Source organism: Streptomyces sp. NPDC001663 (assembly GCF_042893105.1).
In the GTDB taxonomy this organism is placed as follows: domain Bacteria; phylum Actinomycetota; class Actinomycetes; order Streptomycetales; family Streptomycetaceae; genus Streptomyces.
In genome coordinates this window covers 309542-325946 of sequence record NZ_JBIAUR010000011.1, presented here as the reverse complement: position 1 = coordinate 325946, position 16405 = coordinate 309542, and the positions used below count along the sequence as shown (strand labels likewise).

The window sequence follows — 16405 nt, the reverse complement described above, 5'->3', positions numbered from 1 at the left end:
GTTTCTCCTGGACGCTGGTCGCGTCACGGGTGAGAGGGAGGTCTCCCGGCAGGCATTACGCGGGTTTCGTTCACTCTTCCGGGTGAATCGGGTCACGCCATGGTGCTAGCTGTCGAAGCCGAGGCCCAGCTTGTCCATCGTCCGCAGCCAGAGGTTGCGGCGGCCGCCGTGCGCGTCCGCCCGGGCCAGCGACCACTTGGTGAGGGCGATGCCCGTCCATGCGAACGGCTCCGGCGGGAAGGGCAGCGGCTTCTTGCGGACCATTTCGAGCGACGTGCGCTCGGTCCGCTCTCCCGCCAGCAGGTCGAGCATCACCTCCGCGCCGAAGCGGGTGGCACCGACGCCCAGGCCCGTGTACCCGGCCGCGTACGACACCTTCCCCTGGTGCGCGGTGCCGAAGAACGCCGAGAAGCGTGAACAGGTGTCGATCGCGCCGCCCCAGGTGTGCGTGAAGCGGACGCCCTCCAGCTGCGGGAAGCAGGTGAAGAAGTGCCCGGCGAGCTTGGCGTACGTCTCCGGCCGGTCGTCGTACTCGGAGCGCACCCGGCCGCCGTACGGATAGATCGCGTCGTAGCCGCCCCACAGGATGCGGTTGTCGGCGGAGAGGCGGAAATAGTGGAACTGGTTGGCCGAGTCGCCCAGGCCCTGGCGGTTCTTCCAGCCGATCGACGCCAGTTGCCCGGCGCTGAGCGGCTCGGTCATCAGCGCGTAGTCGTAGACCGGGACGGTGTACGCACGGACGCGCTTGACCAGGTTCGGGAAGATGTTGGTGCCGAGCGCGACCTTGCGGGCGCGAACGGATCCGTAGGGAGTGCGTACGGCCATGCCGGCGCCGTACGGCTTCAGGGTCAGGGCCGGGGTGTGCTCGTAGACGCGGACGCCGAGCCCGAGGCAGGCGCGCTTGAGGCCCCAGGCGAGCTTGGCGGGGTGGAGCATGGCGACGCCGCGGCGGTCGTGGAGGCCGGCCTGGAATGTCGGTGAGTCGACTTGTTCCCGCACGGCTTCGGCGTCCAGGAACTCGACGCCGTCGGCGAGGCCCTCGCGCTCCATCTGCTCGTACCAGTCGCGCAGTTCCCGGGCCTGGTACGTCTCGGTCGCCACGTCGATCTCGCCGGTGCGCTCGAAGTCGCAGTCGAGGGAGTGGCGGGCGACCGCCTTCTCGATCTCGTCGAGGTTGCGGGCGCCCAGCTCCTCGAGCTTGTGGATCTCGTCCGGCCAGCGGGCCAGGCCGTTGGGCAGGCCGTGGGTGAGCGAGGCGGCGCAGAAGCCGCCGTTGCGGCCCGAGGCGGCCCAGCCCACCTCGCGGCCTTCCAGCAGGACGACATCCCGTCCCGGGTCGCGCTCCTTGGCGATCAGCGCGGTCCACAGTCCGCTGTAGCCGCCGCCGACGACCAGCAGGTCGCAGGTCTCGGCGCCGGTGAGCGCGGGCTCCGGGTGGGGCTTGCCGGGGTCTTCCAGCCAGTACGGGACCGGCTGTGCGTCGGAAAGTGACTTTGTCCAACGGTTCATGGCGCTTGGGGCCATGATTTCAACTCCCTACGGCGGGTTTGTGCTTATGCCTTTTGCTTGTTCCGGCGATTGCCGATGAGCATCGAAGAAAGGACCAACAGTACGGCGACCAGGAACATGGCCGTACCGATGACATTGATCTGAACGGGCGTTCCGCGCTGTGCCGAACCCCAGACGAACATGGGGAAGGTGACGGTCGAGCCCGCGTTGAAGTTGGTGATGATGAAATCGTCGAAGGAGAGCGCGAAGGACAGCAGCGCACCCGCGGCGATTCCGGGCGCCGCGATGGGCAGGGTGACACGCAGGAAGGTCTGCGCCGGGCCGGCGTAGAGGTCCTGGGCCGCCTGTTCCAGACGCGGGTCCATCGACATCACGCGCGCCTTGACGGCGACGACGACGAAGCTGAGGCAGAACATGATGTGGGCGATCAGGATCGTCCAGAAGCCCAGCTGGGCGCCCATGTTGAGGAACAGGGTCAGCAGCGAGGCCGCCATGACGACCTCGGGCATCGCCATCGGCAGGAAGATCAGCGAGTTGACGGTGCCCCGCGCGCGGAACCGGTAGCGGACCAGGGCGAAGGCGATCATCGTGCCGAGGACGGTGGCGCCGACGGTCGCCCAGAAGGCGATCTGGAGGCTGATCGACAGCGAGCCGCACATGTCGGCGACACCGCACGGCTCTTTCCAGGCATCCAGCGAGAACTGCTGCCACGCGTAGTTGAAACGGCCCTTCGGTTTGTTGAAGGAGAACACCGTGACGACGATGTTCGGCAGCAGGAGATAGCCGAGGGTCAGCAGTCCCGCGATGACGACGAGATGGCGCTTGAGCCAGTTGACGAAGGGCATTTAGACCAGATCCTCCGTCCCGGACTTGCGAATGTAGATGGTGACCATGAGCAGAATCGCTGCCATGAGGATGAAGGAGAGGGCCGCGGCCGTCGGATAGTCCAGAATCCGCAGGAACTGGGTCTGGATGACGTTTCCGATCATGCGGGTGTCGGTCGAACCGAGGAGTTCCGCGTTGACGTAGTCGCCGGCCGCCGGGATGAAGGTCAGCAGCGTGCCGGAGACGACACCCGGCATCGACAGCGGGAAGGTGACCTTGCGGAAGGTGGTCCAGGGCTTGGCGTACAGATCACCGGCCGCCTCGTGCAGCCGACCGTCGATGCGCTCCAGCGAGGTGTACAGCGGCAGGATCATGAACGGCAGGAAGTTGTACGTCAGTCCGCAGACCACGGCGAGCGGTGTGGCCAGGACGCGGTCGCCGGAGGTCCAGCCGAGCCAGTTGGTGACGTCCAGGACGTGCAGCGTGTTCAGGGCGCCGACGACCGGGCCGCCGTCCGCGAGGATCGTCTTCCAGGCGAGCGTACGGATCAGGAAGCTGGTGAAGAACGGCGCGATCACCAGGATCATGATCAGGTTCCGCCAGCGGCCCGCACGGAAGGCGATCAGGTACGCGAGCGGGTAGCCGAGGACCAGGCACAGGATCGTCGCGGCACCGGCGTACAGGATCGAGCGCAGGAACTGCGGCCAGTACTCGGACAGCGCGTCCCAGTAGGTGCCCAGGTGCCAGGTGACCTTGTAGCCCTCCTCCAGGGAGCCCGTCTGCACGGACGTGGAGGCCTGGTAGATCATCGGCAGCGCGAAGAAGATCAGCAGCCAGAGGATGCCGGGCAGCAGCAGCCAGTACGGGACGAGACGGCCGCGCTTGCGCGGGGGCTTCTTCTCCGGAGCCGTCGGGGAGAGAGGCGGGGGCGCCTCGGTCAGCGTCGACATCAGGCCGCCGCCTCTTCCTCGATGCCGGCGTCGATGTCCTGGGCCGCATCAAGGCCGAAGGTGTGCGCCGGGTTCCAGTGCAGGACGACGTCGGCGCCGGGCACCAGCCGGGCGTCGCGGTCGATGTTCTGGGCGTAGACCTCGAACTCCGGGCAGACCGGGCTGTCGATGACGTACTGAGTGGAGACGCCGATGAAGCTGGAGTCGGCGATCTTGCCGGTGATGCGGTTGCGGCCCTCGGGGATCTCGCCCGCGTCGTCGGCGTGGGTGAGGGAGATCTTCTCGGGGCGCACACCGACCAGCACCTTGCCGCCGGTCTTCGTCGGCGCCGAACAGCGCGCCTCGGGCAGGACCAGCTTGCCGCCGCCCGCCCCGAGGACGATGTCGTCGCCGCTCTTGGAGTCGACCTCGGCCTCGATGAGGTTGGAGGTGCCGAGGAAGTTGGCGACGAAGGTGGTGTTGGGGTTCTCGTACAGGTCGGTGGGCGAGCCGAGCTGCTCGACGCGGCCCGCGTTCATCACGGCGACCGTGTCGGCCATGGTCATGGCCTCCTCCTGGTCGTGCGTGACGTGGATGAAGGTGATGCCGACCTCGGTCTGGATGCGCTTGAGCTCCAGCTGCATCTGGCGGCGCAGCTTCAGGTCCAGGGCGCCGAGGGGCTCGTCGAGGAGAAGCACCTTGGGGGTGTTGATCAGCGCGCGGGCCACCGCGACGCGCTGCTGCTGGCCGCCGGAGAGCTGGTGCGGTTTCTTGCGGGCCTGCTCGCCGAGCTGTACGAGCTCCAGCATGTCCTCGACCTGCTTCTTCACCGACTTGATGCCGCGCCGGCGCAGGCCGAAGGCGACGTTCTCGAAGATGTCGAGGTGCGGGAAGAGGGCGTAGGACTGGAAGACCGTGTTCACCGGCCGCTTGTACGGCGGCAGATGGGTGACCTCCTGGTCGCCGAGGTGGACGGTGCCGCTGCTGGGCTCCTCCAGACCGGCGATCATGCGCAGGGTGGTGGTCTTGCCGCAGCCGGAGGCGCCGAGCAGGGCGAAGAAGGAGCCCTGCGGGACGGTCAGGTCGAGCGGGTGCACGGCGGTGAAGGAGCCGTAGGTCTTGCTGATGCCGGAGAGGCGGACGGCGCCGGTGGTGTCTGTCTTGTTCGTCACGGTGATCACGCCCCAGTCAGCTTCGCGAACTTCTGTTCAAACTCGGTCTCTTCCTTCGAGCTCAGCGAGCGGAAGGGGTGGGACTTCGCGGCCATCGCCTTGTCGGGGATGATCAGCGGGTTGTTCGCCGCATCCTTGTCGATCTTCTCCAGCTCCGGCTTCACACCGTCGACGGGACACACGTAGTTGATGTACGCGGCGAGCTCGGCGGCCGGCTTCGGCTCGTAGTAGTAGTCGATGAGCCGCTCGGCGTTCGTCTTGTGACGCGCCTTGTTGGGGATCAGCATGTTGTCGGTCGACGTCATGTACCCGCTGTCCGGGATCAGGAAGTCGATGTCCGGGCTGTCCGCCTTGAGCTGTACGACGTCACCGGCCCAGGCGATACAGGCGGCGAAGTCGCCGCTGGTCAGGTCCGAGGTGTAGTCGTTGCCGGTGAAGCGGCGGATCTGGCCCTTGTCGACCGCCTTCTGCATCCGGGCGATCGCCGCGTCGAAGTCGTCGGCGGTGAAGGTCGCCGGGTCCTTGCCCATGTCGAGCAGCGTCATGCCCACGCTGTCGCGCATCTCCGACAGGAAGCCGACGCGCCCCTTGAGCTTGGGGTTGTCGAGCAGGTCGGAGAGCGACTTCACCTCGATGCCGTCGAGCGCCTTCTTGTTGTAGGCGATGACGGTCGAGATGCCCTGCCAGACGTACGAGTAGGCGCGGCCCGGGTCCCAGTCGGGGTCGCGGAACTGCGACGACAGGTTCGCGTAGGCGTGCGGCAGGTTGGACGCGTCCAGTTTCTGCACCCAGCCAAGACGGATCAGCCGGGCCGCCAGCCAGTCGGTGAGCACGATGATGTCGCGCCCGGTGTCCTGGCCGGCCGCGAGCTGCGGCTTGATCTTGCCGAAGAACTCGACGTTGTCGTTGATGTCCTCGGTGTACTTGACCTTGATGCCGGTGCGTTTGGTGAACTGATCGAGCGTGGGGTGGTGCTTCTCGCTGTCGTCCACGTCCATGTACTCGGTCCAGTTGGAGAAGTTGACGGTCTTCTCCTTGGCCGAGTGGTCCTCTGCGGAGACTCCGCCCTTGGTGTTGCCGGCGGCGGGGATCCCGCAGCCGCTCAGCGCCGCGAGGCCGCCGGCCGCGAGCGCGCCGCCCGCGGAGGCGCGCAGCATCGAACGGCGGGTGAGAGCGGCCCTGCCGTTGCGGAAACTGCGCCGCATGGCGGCCACCTGGGCCGGTGACAGGCGGTCGGGCTCGTACTGCTCCATGCGCTTGATGCCCTTTCGGGAGTGTGCGGCCGCAGGTCGGGCGGCCTGTTCTGCTAGCGGTCCCCGAAGATCGTGCGGTGCCAGTCCTTCCTGGCCACCGCCGTGTTGTCGAACATGACGTGTTTGATCTGGGTGTACTCCTCGAAGGAGTACGCGGACATGTCCTTGCCGAAGCCGGACGCCTTGTAGCCGCCGTGGGGCATCTCGCTGATGATCGGGATGTGGTCGTTGACCCACACGCAACCCGCCTTGATCTCGCGGGTGGCCCGGTTCGCCCGGTAGACGTCGCGGCTCCAGGCGGAGGCGGCGAGGCCGTACGGGGTGTCGTTGGCGAGCCCGATCCCATCGTCGTCACTGTCGAACGGGAGTACCACCAGGACCGGCCCGAAGATCTCGGACTGCACGATCTCGCTGTCCTGGGCGGCGTCCGCGACCAGGGTGGGCCGGTAGTAGGCGCCGTTCGCGAGCTCTCCCTGGGGAGCCTCGCCGCCGGCCACCACGCGCGCGTAGGAGCGCGCCCGGTCGACGAAACCGGCGACGCGGTCGCGCTGTACGTGCGAGATGAGCGGGCCGAGGTCGGTGCCGGGGGCGAAGGGGTCGCCGAGCCGGACGGTCTCCATGAGGGCGGCGGTCTGCTCGACGAACGCATCGTAGAGAGGCCGTTGCACGTACGCGCGCGTGGCGGCCGTGCAGTCCTGGCCGGTGTTGATGAGCGCGCCGGCGACCGCGCCGTGCACGGCGGCCTCGAGATCGGCGTCGTCGAAGACGACGAAGGGGGCCTTGCCGCCGAGTTCCAGGTGGATCCGCTTGACGGTGGCGGTGGCGATCTCGGCGACGCGCTTGCCGACGGCGGTGGACCCGGTGAAGGAGGTCATGGCGACATCGGGATGGCCGACGAGATGCTCACCGGCTTCCCTCCCGGTCCCGGTGACGATGTTGATGACACCGTCCGGGATGCCGGCGTCGGTGGCGGCCTGCGCGAACAGCAGCGAGGTCAGGGGCGTGAGCTCGGCGGGCTTCAGCACGATGGTGTTGCCCGCGGCGATCGCCGGGAGGATCTTCCAGGCGGCCATCTGGAGCGGGTAGTTCCAGGGGGCGATGGACCCGACGACACCGATGGGTTCACGCCGTACGTAGGAGGTGTGGTCCCCGGAGTACTCACCGGCGGACTGTCCCTGCAGGTGCCGGGCGGCGCCCGCGAAGAAAGCGGTGTTGTCGATGGTCCCCGGCACGTCGAACTCACGCGTCAGCTTCAGCGGCTTGCCGCACTGCAGCGACTCGGCGCGGGCGAAGTCCTCGGCACGGTCGGCGAGCACGGCGGCGAAGCGGTGCAGCGCGTCGGAGCGCTCGCCCGGGGTGGCGCCGGCCCAGCCCGGGAAGGCCTCGCGGGCGGCGGCGACGGCGGCGTCCACGTCGTCGGGGCCGGCCAGTTCGTACGTGTACACCTCCTCGCCGGTCGACGGGTCGACGACCGCGTGCGTACGACCGGAGGTGCCCTTGGTCAGGCGGCCCGCGATGAACTGCGCACCGTCCGCGAAGCGGTCCTGCGCCGGGAATCGTTCCGGGGTGGCGTTGCCCGGGTTGTGCATGTCGCTCTCCTCCGCCGTCGCCCCGCGGCTCAAGGGGGCGGGTGGGCGTAGCTCCAGCTCGATTTGACTGCCGATCCTGACAGAGCCAAGGGACTCCTACAAGTGATTCCGTTGTTGCCTTTCGGTTACGCAACGGAATCTGTCGACCAGGTGTCGAGTGAGCATGGAAAACGGGGGACGGAGTGTCAGTGGTGCCTGCCAGACTCGCGTGCATGGAAAAGATCACGGGGAACGCCGAGGGGACCATCGACTCGCGGGAAGCGCTGGTCAAGGCGGTGCGGGCGGGGGCGAAGGTCAAGTACCTGCACTTCTGGGGGCACCGCGCGCGGCCTGACGGACAGGTGAGTGCGAGCTGTCTGAGCCAGTGGTGGCCGTCGCCGTTCACTGTGGACGGGGTGACCTATGCGACCGCCGAGCACTGGATGATGGCGGGCAAGGCGCGGCTGTTCGACGACGCGGAGGCGGAGCGGCGCGTGCTGGCCGCGGACCATCCGTCGCTCGCCAAGAAGGCGGGACGGCTCGTGCGCGGCTTCGACGAGGAGACGTGGGAGCGCGAGCGCTTCGGCATCGTGGTCGAGGGCAGCGTCCACAAGTTCACCGCGCACGCGGATCTACGGGACTTTCTGCTGGGCACGGGTGAGCGGGTGCTGGTGGAGGCAAGCCCCGTGGACCGGGTGTGGGGCATCGGTCTGGCGGCGGACGACGAGGCGGCGATGGATCCGGAGCGGTGGCGGGGTCCGAATCTGCTGGGGTTCGCGTTGATGGAGGCTCGGGGGCGGCTGGCCGCTGAGCAGGGGGCCTGAGCGGGGCCGGAGGCCCCCTGTCGGGGCGGCGGTCGGTCAGGGGTTGGCGATCAGGAACGCGACGAAGCCCAGGCCGAGGACGATGCCGACTGCGCCGCAGATGATGCCGGCGAGGGCCTGGCCCGCGTTCGTCGCCTCGCCCCGGGTGACCTTGGCCCGGCTGACGAAGCCGAAGATCAGGGCCAGTACGCCCAGCAGGATGGAGATCGGCCACAGGCAGAAGAAGACGTCCGAGATGATGCCGAGCACTAGCGCCGCCGTACCCATGCCGTTGCTGGACGCGGGCGCCATCCCGGGCCAGCCGTAGTAGCCGGGGGCGCCGTGCGACACCGGTCCGGCTCCGGGGTAACCGGGGGCGGCCGGGTAGCCAGGGCCGGCCGGGTAGCCATAACCGCCGGGATAGCCATACGGCACCTGACCAGGTCCCTCGGGGCCGATGGGCGGCGGGGGGACGGGCTCGCCGTGGGCGTGCGGCGTGGCCGGGGGCGCGAAGGGGTTGCCCGCGTTGCCCATCGGCGCCGCGGCACCCGGCGGAGCGTAGGGATTGGCGGGAGCACCGGTCGGGCCCGCGGCTCCGGGCGGGGCGAAGGGGTTCCCCCACGGCTGGGAAGCAGGCGGAGTCGTTGCACCACCAGGTACGGAAATGACCGTCTGCTGGTCATGCACGGACTGACCCGCCGGGTCAGCAGGACCGTTCCCCACCACCGTGTACCCGGGCCCCGCGGCACCGTCATTCGTCGGAGGTGCCCATGGATTCCGCTCCCCCGGCTTCGTCAAGGGAACCCTGGAAGACTCCTCCTGCGAGGACGCCCCCGCCGTACCGTTCTCCGGCGCTGTCGGCGTATGCGCGTCGTCGGACATGCGCTGGCCCCCCCCTTTTCCGAACGTTCCGTCATGCTACGGCCCGGCCCACCCACCCGCGGTCCGGCCTACGATGATCCCCGAGTCACCGATCAGCCGATCACCCGCGTCCCGTCCGGCCCACCCGCCGGGGACGCCGCCCTGGGGAGGAACCCTTGACCGACCACGTCGACGCGTCCGCCGCCGCCCTGCGCGACCTGCACGCCTTCATCACCGGACTGCCCAAGGCCGAACTGCACGTCCACCACGTCGGTTCCGCCTCCCCCCGTATCGTGTCCGAGCTCGCCGCGCGCCACCCCGACTCCAAGGTGCCCACCGACCCCGAGGCCCTGGTCGACTACTTCACCTTCACGGACTTCGCCCACTTCATCGACGTGTACCTGTCCGTCGTGGACCTCATCCGCACACCGGAGGACGTACGGCTGCTGACGTACGAGGTCGCCCGCGACCTGGCCCGGCAGCAGGTCCGCTACGCCGAGCTGACCATCACGCCGTTCTCCTCGACCCGCCGCGGCATCGACGAGCGCGCTTTCATGGACGCGATCGAGGACGCGCGCAAGGCGGCCGAGGCCGAGTTCGGGACCGTGCTGCGCTGGTGCTTCGACATTCCCGGCGAGGCCGGACTGGTGTCGGCCGAGGAGACCGTCCGGCTCGCGACCGACGACCGGCTGCGCCCCGAGGGGCTGGTCTCGTTCGGGCTCGGCGGGCCCGAGATCGGCGTACCGCGGCCGCAGTTCAAGCCGTACTTCGACCGGGCGATCGCCGCCGGTCTGCACTCCGTGCCGCACGCCGGCGAGACCACCGGCCCGGAGACGGTGTGGGACGCGCTCACCGACCTGCGCGCCGAACGTATCGGGCACGGCACCAGCTCCTTCCAGGACCCGAAGCTCCTCGCGCACCTCGCCGAGCACCGCATCCCGCTGGAGGTCTGCCCGACCTCGAACATCGCCACGCGCGCGGTCCGCACCCTCGACGAGCACCCGATCAAGGAGTTCGTGAAGGCCGGGATCATCGTCACCGTCAACTCCGACGACCCGCCCATGTTCGGCACCGATCTGAACAACGAGTTCGCGGTTGCCGCACGGCTGCTCGAGCTCGATGAACGCGGGCTCGCCGACCTCGCCAAGAACGCCGTCGACGTCTCCTTCCTCGACGAGGCGGGCAAGGCCCGGATCCGGGACGAGATCGACGCGTACACGGCGGCGTGGCTCGCCCCCTGACGCCCTCCACCGCCAACGCCCCACAATGGGGGCCATGCAGAACGTGACTGCCGTCGCCCACCGCGGCGACCCCTACCGCGTCCGCGAGAACACGATCGACTCGCTGCGTTCCGCGCTCGACCGGGGCGCGGACGCCGTCGAGATCGACGTACGGCTCACCAAGGACGGCGTCCCCGTGCTGCTGCACGACGCGACGCTGAAGCGGCTGTGGGAGCGGGACCGGCCGCTGCTGTCGCTGTCCGCCGCCGAGGTGCGCGGACTGACGGAGGGCGGCGTCCCGACCCTCGCGGAGGCGCTGGCGGCGGCCGACGGCAGCCGCCTGATGCTCGACCTGCCGGGCACACGGGACGTACGGACGGCCCGGCGCATCGTGGACGTCGTGCGGGAGTCCGGGGCGGCCGACCGCGTGTACTACTGCGCCGGCGCCACCGCCATGCTGGCCGTACGCGCCGCGGACCCCTCCGCCGAGATCGCCCTGACCTGCACGAGTCTGGCGCCGCCGCGGCCCGCGCTGCTCGCCGCGGTGAAGCCGCGCTGGCTCAACTACCGCTTCTCGCTCGTCGACCGCGACCTCGCGGGCCGCGTCCACCACGACGGATATCTCCTCTCCGTCTGGACTCCCGACACCCGCCGCTCCATGCGCCGCCTGCTCGACCTCGGCGTCGACTCGATCACGACGAACCGCGTGGACCTGCTGTGCGCGCTGCGCGGACCGGGTCGGGACTACACCTCGGAGCGCTGAGGCACCGTCGCCGGGTCGGAGGGGGTCCTGCGGGTGACGTACTGCGGGACCGGGGTGTCGTCCTTGCCGGTGTCGCGGACCAGGCCATAGCGCTTGGCTCCGTCGGGAGGGCCGCTGGTCACGTCCTCCTCCACCTTGTCCCAGGTGGTCGGGAAGACGCTCAGGCCGTAGTCGGCGCCCCGCTCGTTCACGGTGAGGGTGACGCTCCCGTCCAGGTAGAAGTACTCGTTCTGCCACATCTGCTGGGTGCCGGACGGCAGGACGTCGTAGCCGGTGGCTTTGCTGCCCATGCCGGTCGCCGTGGTGTCGGTGCTGCTGACCCGGTCGTCCATACGGCGGCCGCCGCCCGAGGCCACGTGGAACAGCTTGCCCTTCAGGCCGGTCCAGCTCGGCATGACGAGGCTGCCGAACCGGTACTGCGGCGAGATCTGCCAGCGGACCAGGACATAGCCCTGGCCGCTGAGGCTCACGCTGTCCCCGCGGTGGTTCATCGTGGCGTGCGCTCCGCCGCTGCTGGTGATGCCGGAGGCGGGGCGCCGCGGCAGGGCCTTGGGAGGCGTGTCCGGGTCCGGGGCCCGGTCCACGGCGTCGACGACGCTGCCGTAGAGCTCGGTCTTCTCCTTCGTCACCGACGGGGACGGAGAGGGTGTGGGCGAGGCGGGCCGTGCGGGCGGCGGGCGGTGGGTGCTCGCCGCGGTGGGGGTGACCGCGGCGCGCGGGGGCGGGGTGTCGGGGGGCTGCGTGACGACGTACGCGCCGCCCGCGACGATCGTCGCGCTCGCCGTCACTGCGACGGCGGGCTTGGTCAGGAGGCCGAGGACCTTGGCGGACCAGCCGACGGAGGTGGCGGCCGCGGCCGTCTTGCCGCCGAAGGCCAGGGAGAGCGTGAAGCCGACGGGGAGCGGGACGAGGGCGATGCCCACGAGCAGGCGCTCCGCCGGTACGACGGGCTCGCGCGCGTCACCGCAGTAGGCGCAGCTCCTGATGTGCCGGGCCAGTCGCTTGCGCCAGACCGAGTCGGGCCGCCCGTCCCAGCGGCCGGTCAGCTCCCGCAGCTCGGGGCAGGCGCCGTCCAGCGCGCGCACGATCCCGCGGGAGGTCTCCAGGCGCTCCTTCATCCGCTGAACGCGTACGGCCGCGTGCTGCCTGCTGATGCCGACGGCCGCGGCCAGTTCGCGCCGGGTCAGCTCGCCCGCGACCTCCAGCCACCACAGTGACAGCAACTGCCGGTCCTCGTCGTCCAGCCAGCGCACCGCCTCCGCGACCTCGCGCCGCTGACCCTCCAACTGCAGCCGCAGCACGGTGAGTTCGGCGAAGTCGGTGGCCTCCCGGGCGGCGCTCTCGTCCAGTTGCTGCGGGGACTTCCGGCGCGCCCGGTCCCGTATCTGCCGCATGGCGATCGCCATCAGCCAGGACCGGAAGCTGTCCGGGTCGCGCAGCGAACCGAGGTTGTCGACGGCGCGCAGCATGGTCTCCTGCACGACGTCGTCCACGTCGGCGTGTCCGTTGAGGGCGCGGCCGACAACGTTGTAGACCAGCGGCAGCCAGCCCGCGACCAGATCGTCCAGCGCCTGCCGGTCACCGGCCTGCGCGGCCGCGATGGTGGAACGCCACTGCCGCCCGTCCATGCCGATCTCGCCCGTCCTCTGTGCGCTCACTCGCTGTCCGATCGCACCTTCTCAGCCTCGGCCCGACCTGTGCCGTCGGCTATGTCGGAGATCACAGTTCGTTCCCGGTGCGGGCGGTCCATGGGGGGGCTCCCGGGTGTGAGGGGAATGGGGGACGCGAGGGGAGACGGGGTGGAGGCGGCTGCGATAACAGTTTTTCCGGCGGTCGTACGGCTACAGGAGCGCCCGTAGGGGTAATCCCCCCACAACCCCCTTGTTCTGCACGGGAGTTGCTCGGGGGTCAGTCAGGGGCCGCCCCTCCTCGCCGACGATCCGGGCCGCCTCGCCCGGCACGAGGATGATCAACGACATCCAGCCGCCGGAGCCTCCAGAAGCCCCTTCATGCGTGCCCGCACCCCGATCCTCGCCGCCGGCCCACTGGCCGCACCCGCCTTCGCCGCACCTCCGACAGGCTCCGTCCGAACCACTTCCGCCCCGGACACCAAGGCACTGAGCGCCGCGATCGCCGGGCTCCCGGACGCGGACGCGACCGCCGCGCTCGTGCGGGTCGGCGGCAGCGACGGCAGCTGGCGCGGCAGTTCGGGCGTGCACGATCTGGCGAGGGGCAGTTCGGGCGTGCACGATCTGGCGAGCGGCAGGGCGGCCGACCCCGACGCCCGCTTCCGGGCCGGTTCGACGACGAAGGTGGTGACGGCGGCGGTCGTACTGAAGCTGGCGGCGCAGGGGAAGGTGGACCTGAGCACGCCGGTCCAGCGCTATCTCCCCGGTCTGCTCACCCCCGCCTTCGAGCCGATCACCTTACGGCAGCTGCTGAACCACACCAGCGGCATCCGGGCGGGCGACGGCTTCGACGACCCGTACGCCCACCGGTTCGAGACCCTGCCCCCGGCACGGGTCGTCGATGTCACCGAGTGGAACCAGGTCCGGGGACGCGTCGTGCCGGGACCGCAGCTCGGGGAGATGTTCACGGTCCCGGCGGGCATCGAGGGTGCGACATACAGCGCTGGGAGTACGAGGGGAAGGTCTACTGGTTCAAGTCCGGGGCGCGTTACGGCTACAGCACCGCGATCGCCGCGACCCGCGACCTGAGGCGCACCCTCGTCTACTCGGTCAACTCCACGGACGCCAAGGACGAGGTGCCGAACCCGGTCACCACGGGGATCCTGACGGCCGCCCTCAAGTAGCCGGAACCGGAAGGGGATTCGGGGTGAGCGCCTCCAGCCGCTTGATCTTCCTGCGGACGACGTACAGCGGGATCACCCCGAAGACCCCGAACGACATGTCGATCACCGACCACCAGAAGGGGATCCCACGGATCGGCCCGCAGACGAGCGCGAGCGGGATGATCCCCGCGCAGGCGATCATCGCGAACTCGACTACCCAGATGTTGCGCACGGGGTCGCGGTAGGGGCCGTAGAAGGCGACCGCGATGACGAGGTGGGCGAAGGCCAGCCAGTCCGTGCCGTAGAGGAGGAAGGGGTAGTCGGCGTCGGCGGTGTCGAGTCCGTGGCGGACGCGCTCGATCCAGTCGTAGAGCGCGGGCAGGTGCTCCGGCACGGACAGGGACCTCAGCAGGTCCTCGGTCCAGCGCAGTTCGTGGACCAGGGGGAAGGCCGTGGTGCCGCTGAGCACCAGGCAGACGACGAAGAGGACCAACCAGGCGCGGATGCCCTTCAGAAGGGCGACTCTGTCGCTCATGGCGGCAGCGTACGCCCCTAATTGAACGTGTTCAAAACTCCCTCCTCCGAAGCCGCCTACCTGCTCGAGGGAGTTGCCTCGGTCGCGGCGTCGGCCGCCGACGGTGCGGTCGAGGGCACGGACGTCTCCGCCCTCGAGTCGGTCGGCGACTGGGACAGCGCGGCCGACGGTGCGCGGGTCGAGCTGGAGCTCTGCGTCGGCACGGCCGTGGGGGTGGGCCGGGGCTCCGACGGTTCGGGTGTCGCCGGCCGGTGCGGCGAGGCGGTGGGGCTGCTCGCCGGCGGCGGGGCCATGGGGACCGCCGGGGTGCCGGGGGCGTCGGAGGCCGTCAGGCGCAGGGGCAGCACCACGAGGGCGGCGACACCACAGGTCACGGCCGCTCCGACGGCTGCGCGCAGGAGACGGCGGCGGGCCGCGCCGCGACGGATCGCCTCGTAGTGGCCGGGGGGTGCGCCGAGGTACTCGGCGGGCGGTCGCAGGATGACGGTGAGCGGGTCGTCGGGGTCGAAGTCCGGGCCCTCGTCAGAGTGTGTGATCAAGGCTTCTCCTCAGGTGGGCGCGGAGCAGTTCGCGGGCCGCGTGGAGGTCGGCCTTGACGGTTCCCTCCTTGCGTCCGGTGAGCACGGAGACCTCCCGGATCGACATGTCAGCGTAGTAGTGGAGGAGGATCGGCACGCGCAGTCGTTCCGGCAGGGACTGCACCAGCAACCGCACCGAGGGGTCCGCCTGTTCGGGCGGCGGGCTCACCGCGGCTTCGACGGTCGCCCGGCGCACGGCTCTGCGTTCGCGCTCCAGCTTGCGCCAGTGGTCCCGCACGAGGTTGGCCGCGGTGACGTAGAGGAAGCCGCGGGGCTCCGCCACGGACGTCCAGCGGGCCCAGAGCCGGGTGAACGCCTCCGAGGCGATCTCATGGGCCGTCTCGTCGTCGTCGACGAGCCGGCGGCACCAGCCGGCGAGGCGCGGATAGAGGGCGGCGAACAGTTCGGACGCGGCCTTCTCGCGGGACCGTTTCAACGTTCTCCAGGGTCGTGGGGGGGTGCGTAGGGAAGAGCCCGGACCGATGGCTTTCGGTTCCGTCGGCCCGGGATCCGGGTGGCCCGGGCCATCGCTCAAGGGCTCGCCGAGGCCAGTGCCGCGAAGACGATCACGTTGTCCCGGTAGCCCTCGCCCGTACGGGCTCCCCCGCACGTGATGAGCCGCAGCTCGGGCCGGTCCACGTTGCCGTAGACCTCCTCCGTCGGGAAGCGGGACTTGGCGACCACCCGCACCTCAGTGACGGCGAAGACCGCAGCCGTGCCGTTCTCCAGGCGCACCTCGACCGTCTCGCCCCGGTGCAGGTCCTTCAGGTGCCGGAAGACTCCGTCCCCGTAGGCGCCGACCGTGACATGACCGAGGATCACCGACGGGCCCCTCTGGCCCGGAGTCGGTGAGTGCCGGTACCAGCCCGCCCGGTCGTGCGCCGTGATCGGCGGCACCTGCACGCTGCCGTCCCCGGCCAGCCCCAGCTTCATGACCGGGGTGTCGACCCCGATGGCCGGTATCCGGAGCCGGACCGGGGTCGATCGCCCCACCGCCGACACCGACCTGGACTTGGCCGGGGGCGGCGCGGCGGACGACGGCGAGTTCGCCGGCGTGCTCGCGGGGCCGCCGGTCGTGGTGCCGGGGCCGCCGCAGGCGACGAGCAGCGAGGCCAGCGCCGCGGTGGCGAAGGCGCGCCTGGAGACGCTCATGCCCCGTTCGCCTGCCGGCGGCGTACGAGGAAGACGGCGCCGCCGCCCAGGACGACGGCCGCGGCAGCGCCCCCGCCGATCAGCGCGCCGGCGTTCGAGGAGTCCGAACCCGTCGGCGCCACACCCGTGTTGGGCGCACCGCTCGGCACGACGGAGACCTGGTCCGAGGGCGCCCGGGTCGGCTCGGCGCTCGGCACGGCGCTCGCCTCGTCGGTCGGGGTGGCGCTCTCGGCGGGGCTGGGGACGGTGGTGGCGGACTGGGCCGGGCTCGGGGACGCGCTCGTCCCGTCGGCGAACGCGGGCATCGCGCCCGCCAGCACGGCGGTGCAGGCAAGTGCCATGGCGCTGAGGCCTGTTCGGCGCATGAATCGCTCTCTTTCGTCGGTCCGCCCGCCCGGTGGGCCCGGGCGGCTGCGTCACGGATCGAGCGGAGAGACGAGACAGGG

The 16405-nt window shown here is 70.2% G+C and carries 16 protein-coding genes and 1 pseudogene; 4 read left to right on the top strand and 13 right to left on the bottom strand.

Annotated features, from left to right (window positions below; genetic code table 11):
* Positions 1-105: 105 nt before the first annotated feature.
* From ACFY1L_RS33735 to ACFY1L_RS33710, 6 genes are read right to left on the bottom strand one after another with little or no spacing between them, the layout of a single operon-like run.
* A complete protein-coding gene (locus tag ACFY1L_RS33735; protein ID WP_388832570.1) occupies positions 106-1524 on the bottom strand; it encodes an NAD(P)/FAD-dependent oxidoreductase in 1419 nt (472 codons plus the stop codon).
* Positions 1525-1553: 29 nt separating this feature from the next.
* Entirely contained in the window at positions 1554-2354 is an 801-nt protein-coding gene (locus ACFY1L_RS33730) for an ABC transporter permease (RefSeq protein WP_388832567.1), read from the bottom strand.
* Complete coding sequence (locus ACFY1L_RS33725; protein WP_388832563.1) at positions 2355-3284, bottom strand: ABC transporter permease; 930 nt, start codon at positions 3282-3284, stop codon at positions 2355-2357.
* Positions 3284-4444, bottom strand: coding sequence for an ABC transporter ATP-binding protein (locus ACFY1L_RS33720; protein ID WP_388832560.1), 1161 nt, complete (start codon positions 4442-4444; stop codon positions 3284-3286). Before ACFY1L_RS33720 ends, ACFY1L_RS33725 begins: the two co-directional genes overlap by 1 nt.
* A complete protein-coding gene (locus ACFY1L_RS33715; RefSeq protein WP_388832557.1) occupies positions 4441-5688 on the bottom strand; it encodes a spermidine/putrescine ABC transporter substrate-binding protein in 1248 nt (415 codons plus the stop codon). The genes ACFY1L_RS33720 and ACFY1L_RS33715 overlap by 4 nt, the downstream gene beginning before the upstream one ends.
* A 53-nt stretch (positions 5689-5741) precedes the next feature.
* Complete coding sequence (locus ACFY1L_RS33710) at positions 5742-7277, bottom strand: gamma-aminobutyraldehyde dehydrogenase (RefSeq protein ID WP_388832554.1); 1536 nt, start codon at positions 7275-7277, stop codon at positions 5742-5744.
* Between the two features lie 212 nt (positions 7278-7489).
* Between ACFY1L_RS33710 and ACFY1L_RS33705 the strand changes: the two genes are divergently transcribed.
* Complete coding sequence (locus tag ACFY1L_RS33705) at positions 7490-8080, top strand: NADAR family protein (protein WP_388832551.1); 591 nt, start codon at positions 7490-7492, stop codon at positions 8078-8080.
* A 36-nt stretch (positions 8081-8116) separates the two neighbouring features.
* Here ACFY1L_RS33705 and ACFY1L_RS33700 read toward each other — a convergent pair whose 3' ends face one another.
* A complete protein-coding gene (locus tag ACFY1L_RS33700) occupies positions 8117-8593 on the bottom strand; it encodes a DUF4190 domain-containing protein (protein WP_388832548.1) in 477 nt (158 codons plus the stop codon).
* A 503-nt stretch (positions 8594-9096) separates the two neighbouring features.
* Between ACFY1L_RS33700 and ACFY1L_RS33695 the strand changes: the two genes are divergently transcribed.
* Together ACFY1L_RS33695 and ACFY1L_RS33690 are read left to right on the top strand one after the other, a co-directional pair.
* Positions 9097-10161, top strand: coding sequence for an adenosine deaminase (locus ACFY1L_RS33695; RefSeq protein WP_388832545.1), 1065 nt, complete (start codon positions 9097-9099; stop codon positions 10159-10161).
* Positions 10162-10195: 34 nt separating this feature from the next.
* Entirely contained in the window at positions 10196-10903 is a 708-nt protein-coding gene (locus ACFY1L_RS33690; RefSeq protein ID WP_388832542.1) for a glycerophosphodiester phosphodiesterase, read from the top strand.
* On the opposite strand, the gene ACFY1L_RS33685 is transcribed toward ACFY1L_RS33690, so the two are convergent.
* On the bottom strand, positions 10885-12531 hold the full coding sequence (locus ACFY1L_RS33685) for an RNA polymerase sigma factor (protein WP_388832759.1): 1647 nt from the start codon (positions 12529-12531) through the stop codon (positions 10885-10887). The two genes, ACFY1L_RS33690 and ACFY1L_RS33685, sit on opposite strands and share 19 nt — an antisense overlap.
* A 381-nt stretch (positions 12532-12912) precedes the next feature.
* Here ACFY1L_RS33685 and ACFY1L_RS33680 point away from each other — a divergent pair.
* Positions 12913-13715 (top strand): annotated as a pseudogene (locus ACFY1L_RS33680) (serine hydrolase domain-containing protein).
* On the opposite strand, the gene ACFY1L_RS33675 reads toward ACFY1L_RS33680, so the two are convergent.
* The 5 genes from ACFY1L_RS33675 to ACFY1L_RS33655 form a co-directional block, all read right to left on the bottom strand.
* Complete coding sequence (locus tag ACFY1L_RS33675) at positions 13708-14229, bottom strand: hypothetical protein (protein ID WP_388832539.1); 522 nt, start codon at positions 14227-14229, stop codon at positions 13708-13710. The pseudogene ACFY1L_RS33680 and the gene ACFY1L_RS33675 overlap by 8 nt on opposite strands.
* Positions 14230-14285: 56 nt before the next feature.
* A complete protein-coding gene (locus ACFY1L_RS33670) occupies positions 14286-14768 on the bottom strand; it encodes a hypothetical protein (RefSeq protein ID WP_388832536.1) in 483 nt (160 codons plus the stop codon).
* Positions 14752-15243: an RNA polymerase sigma factor gene (locus ACFY1L_RS33665; protein ID WP_388832533.1), complete on the bottom strand. Its 492-nt coding sequence runs from the start codon at positions 15241-15243 to the stop codon at positions 14752-14754. Before ACFY1L_RS33665 ends, ACFY1L_RS33670 begins: the two co-directional genes overlap by 17 nt.
* Positions 15244-15338: 95 nt before the next feature.
* On the bottom strand, positions 15339-15959 hold the full coding sequence (locus ACFY1L_RS33660; protein WP_388832530.1) for a class F sortase: 621 nt from the start codon (positions 15957-15959) through the stop codon (positions 15339-15341).
* Positions 15956-16324, bottom strand: a complete 369-nt coding sequence (locus ACFY1L_RS33655) for an LPXTG cell wall anchor domain-containing protein (RefSeq protein WP_388832528.1) — start codon at positions 16322-16324, stop codon at positions 15956-15958. The genes ACFY1L_RS33660 and ACFY1L_RS33655 overlap by 4 nt, the downstream gene beginning before the upstream one ends.
* Between the last annotated feature and the right edge of the window lie 81 nt (positions 16325-16405).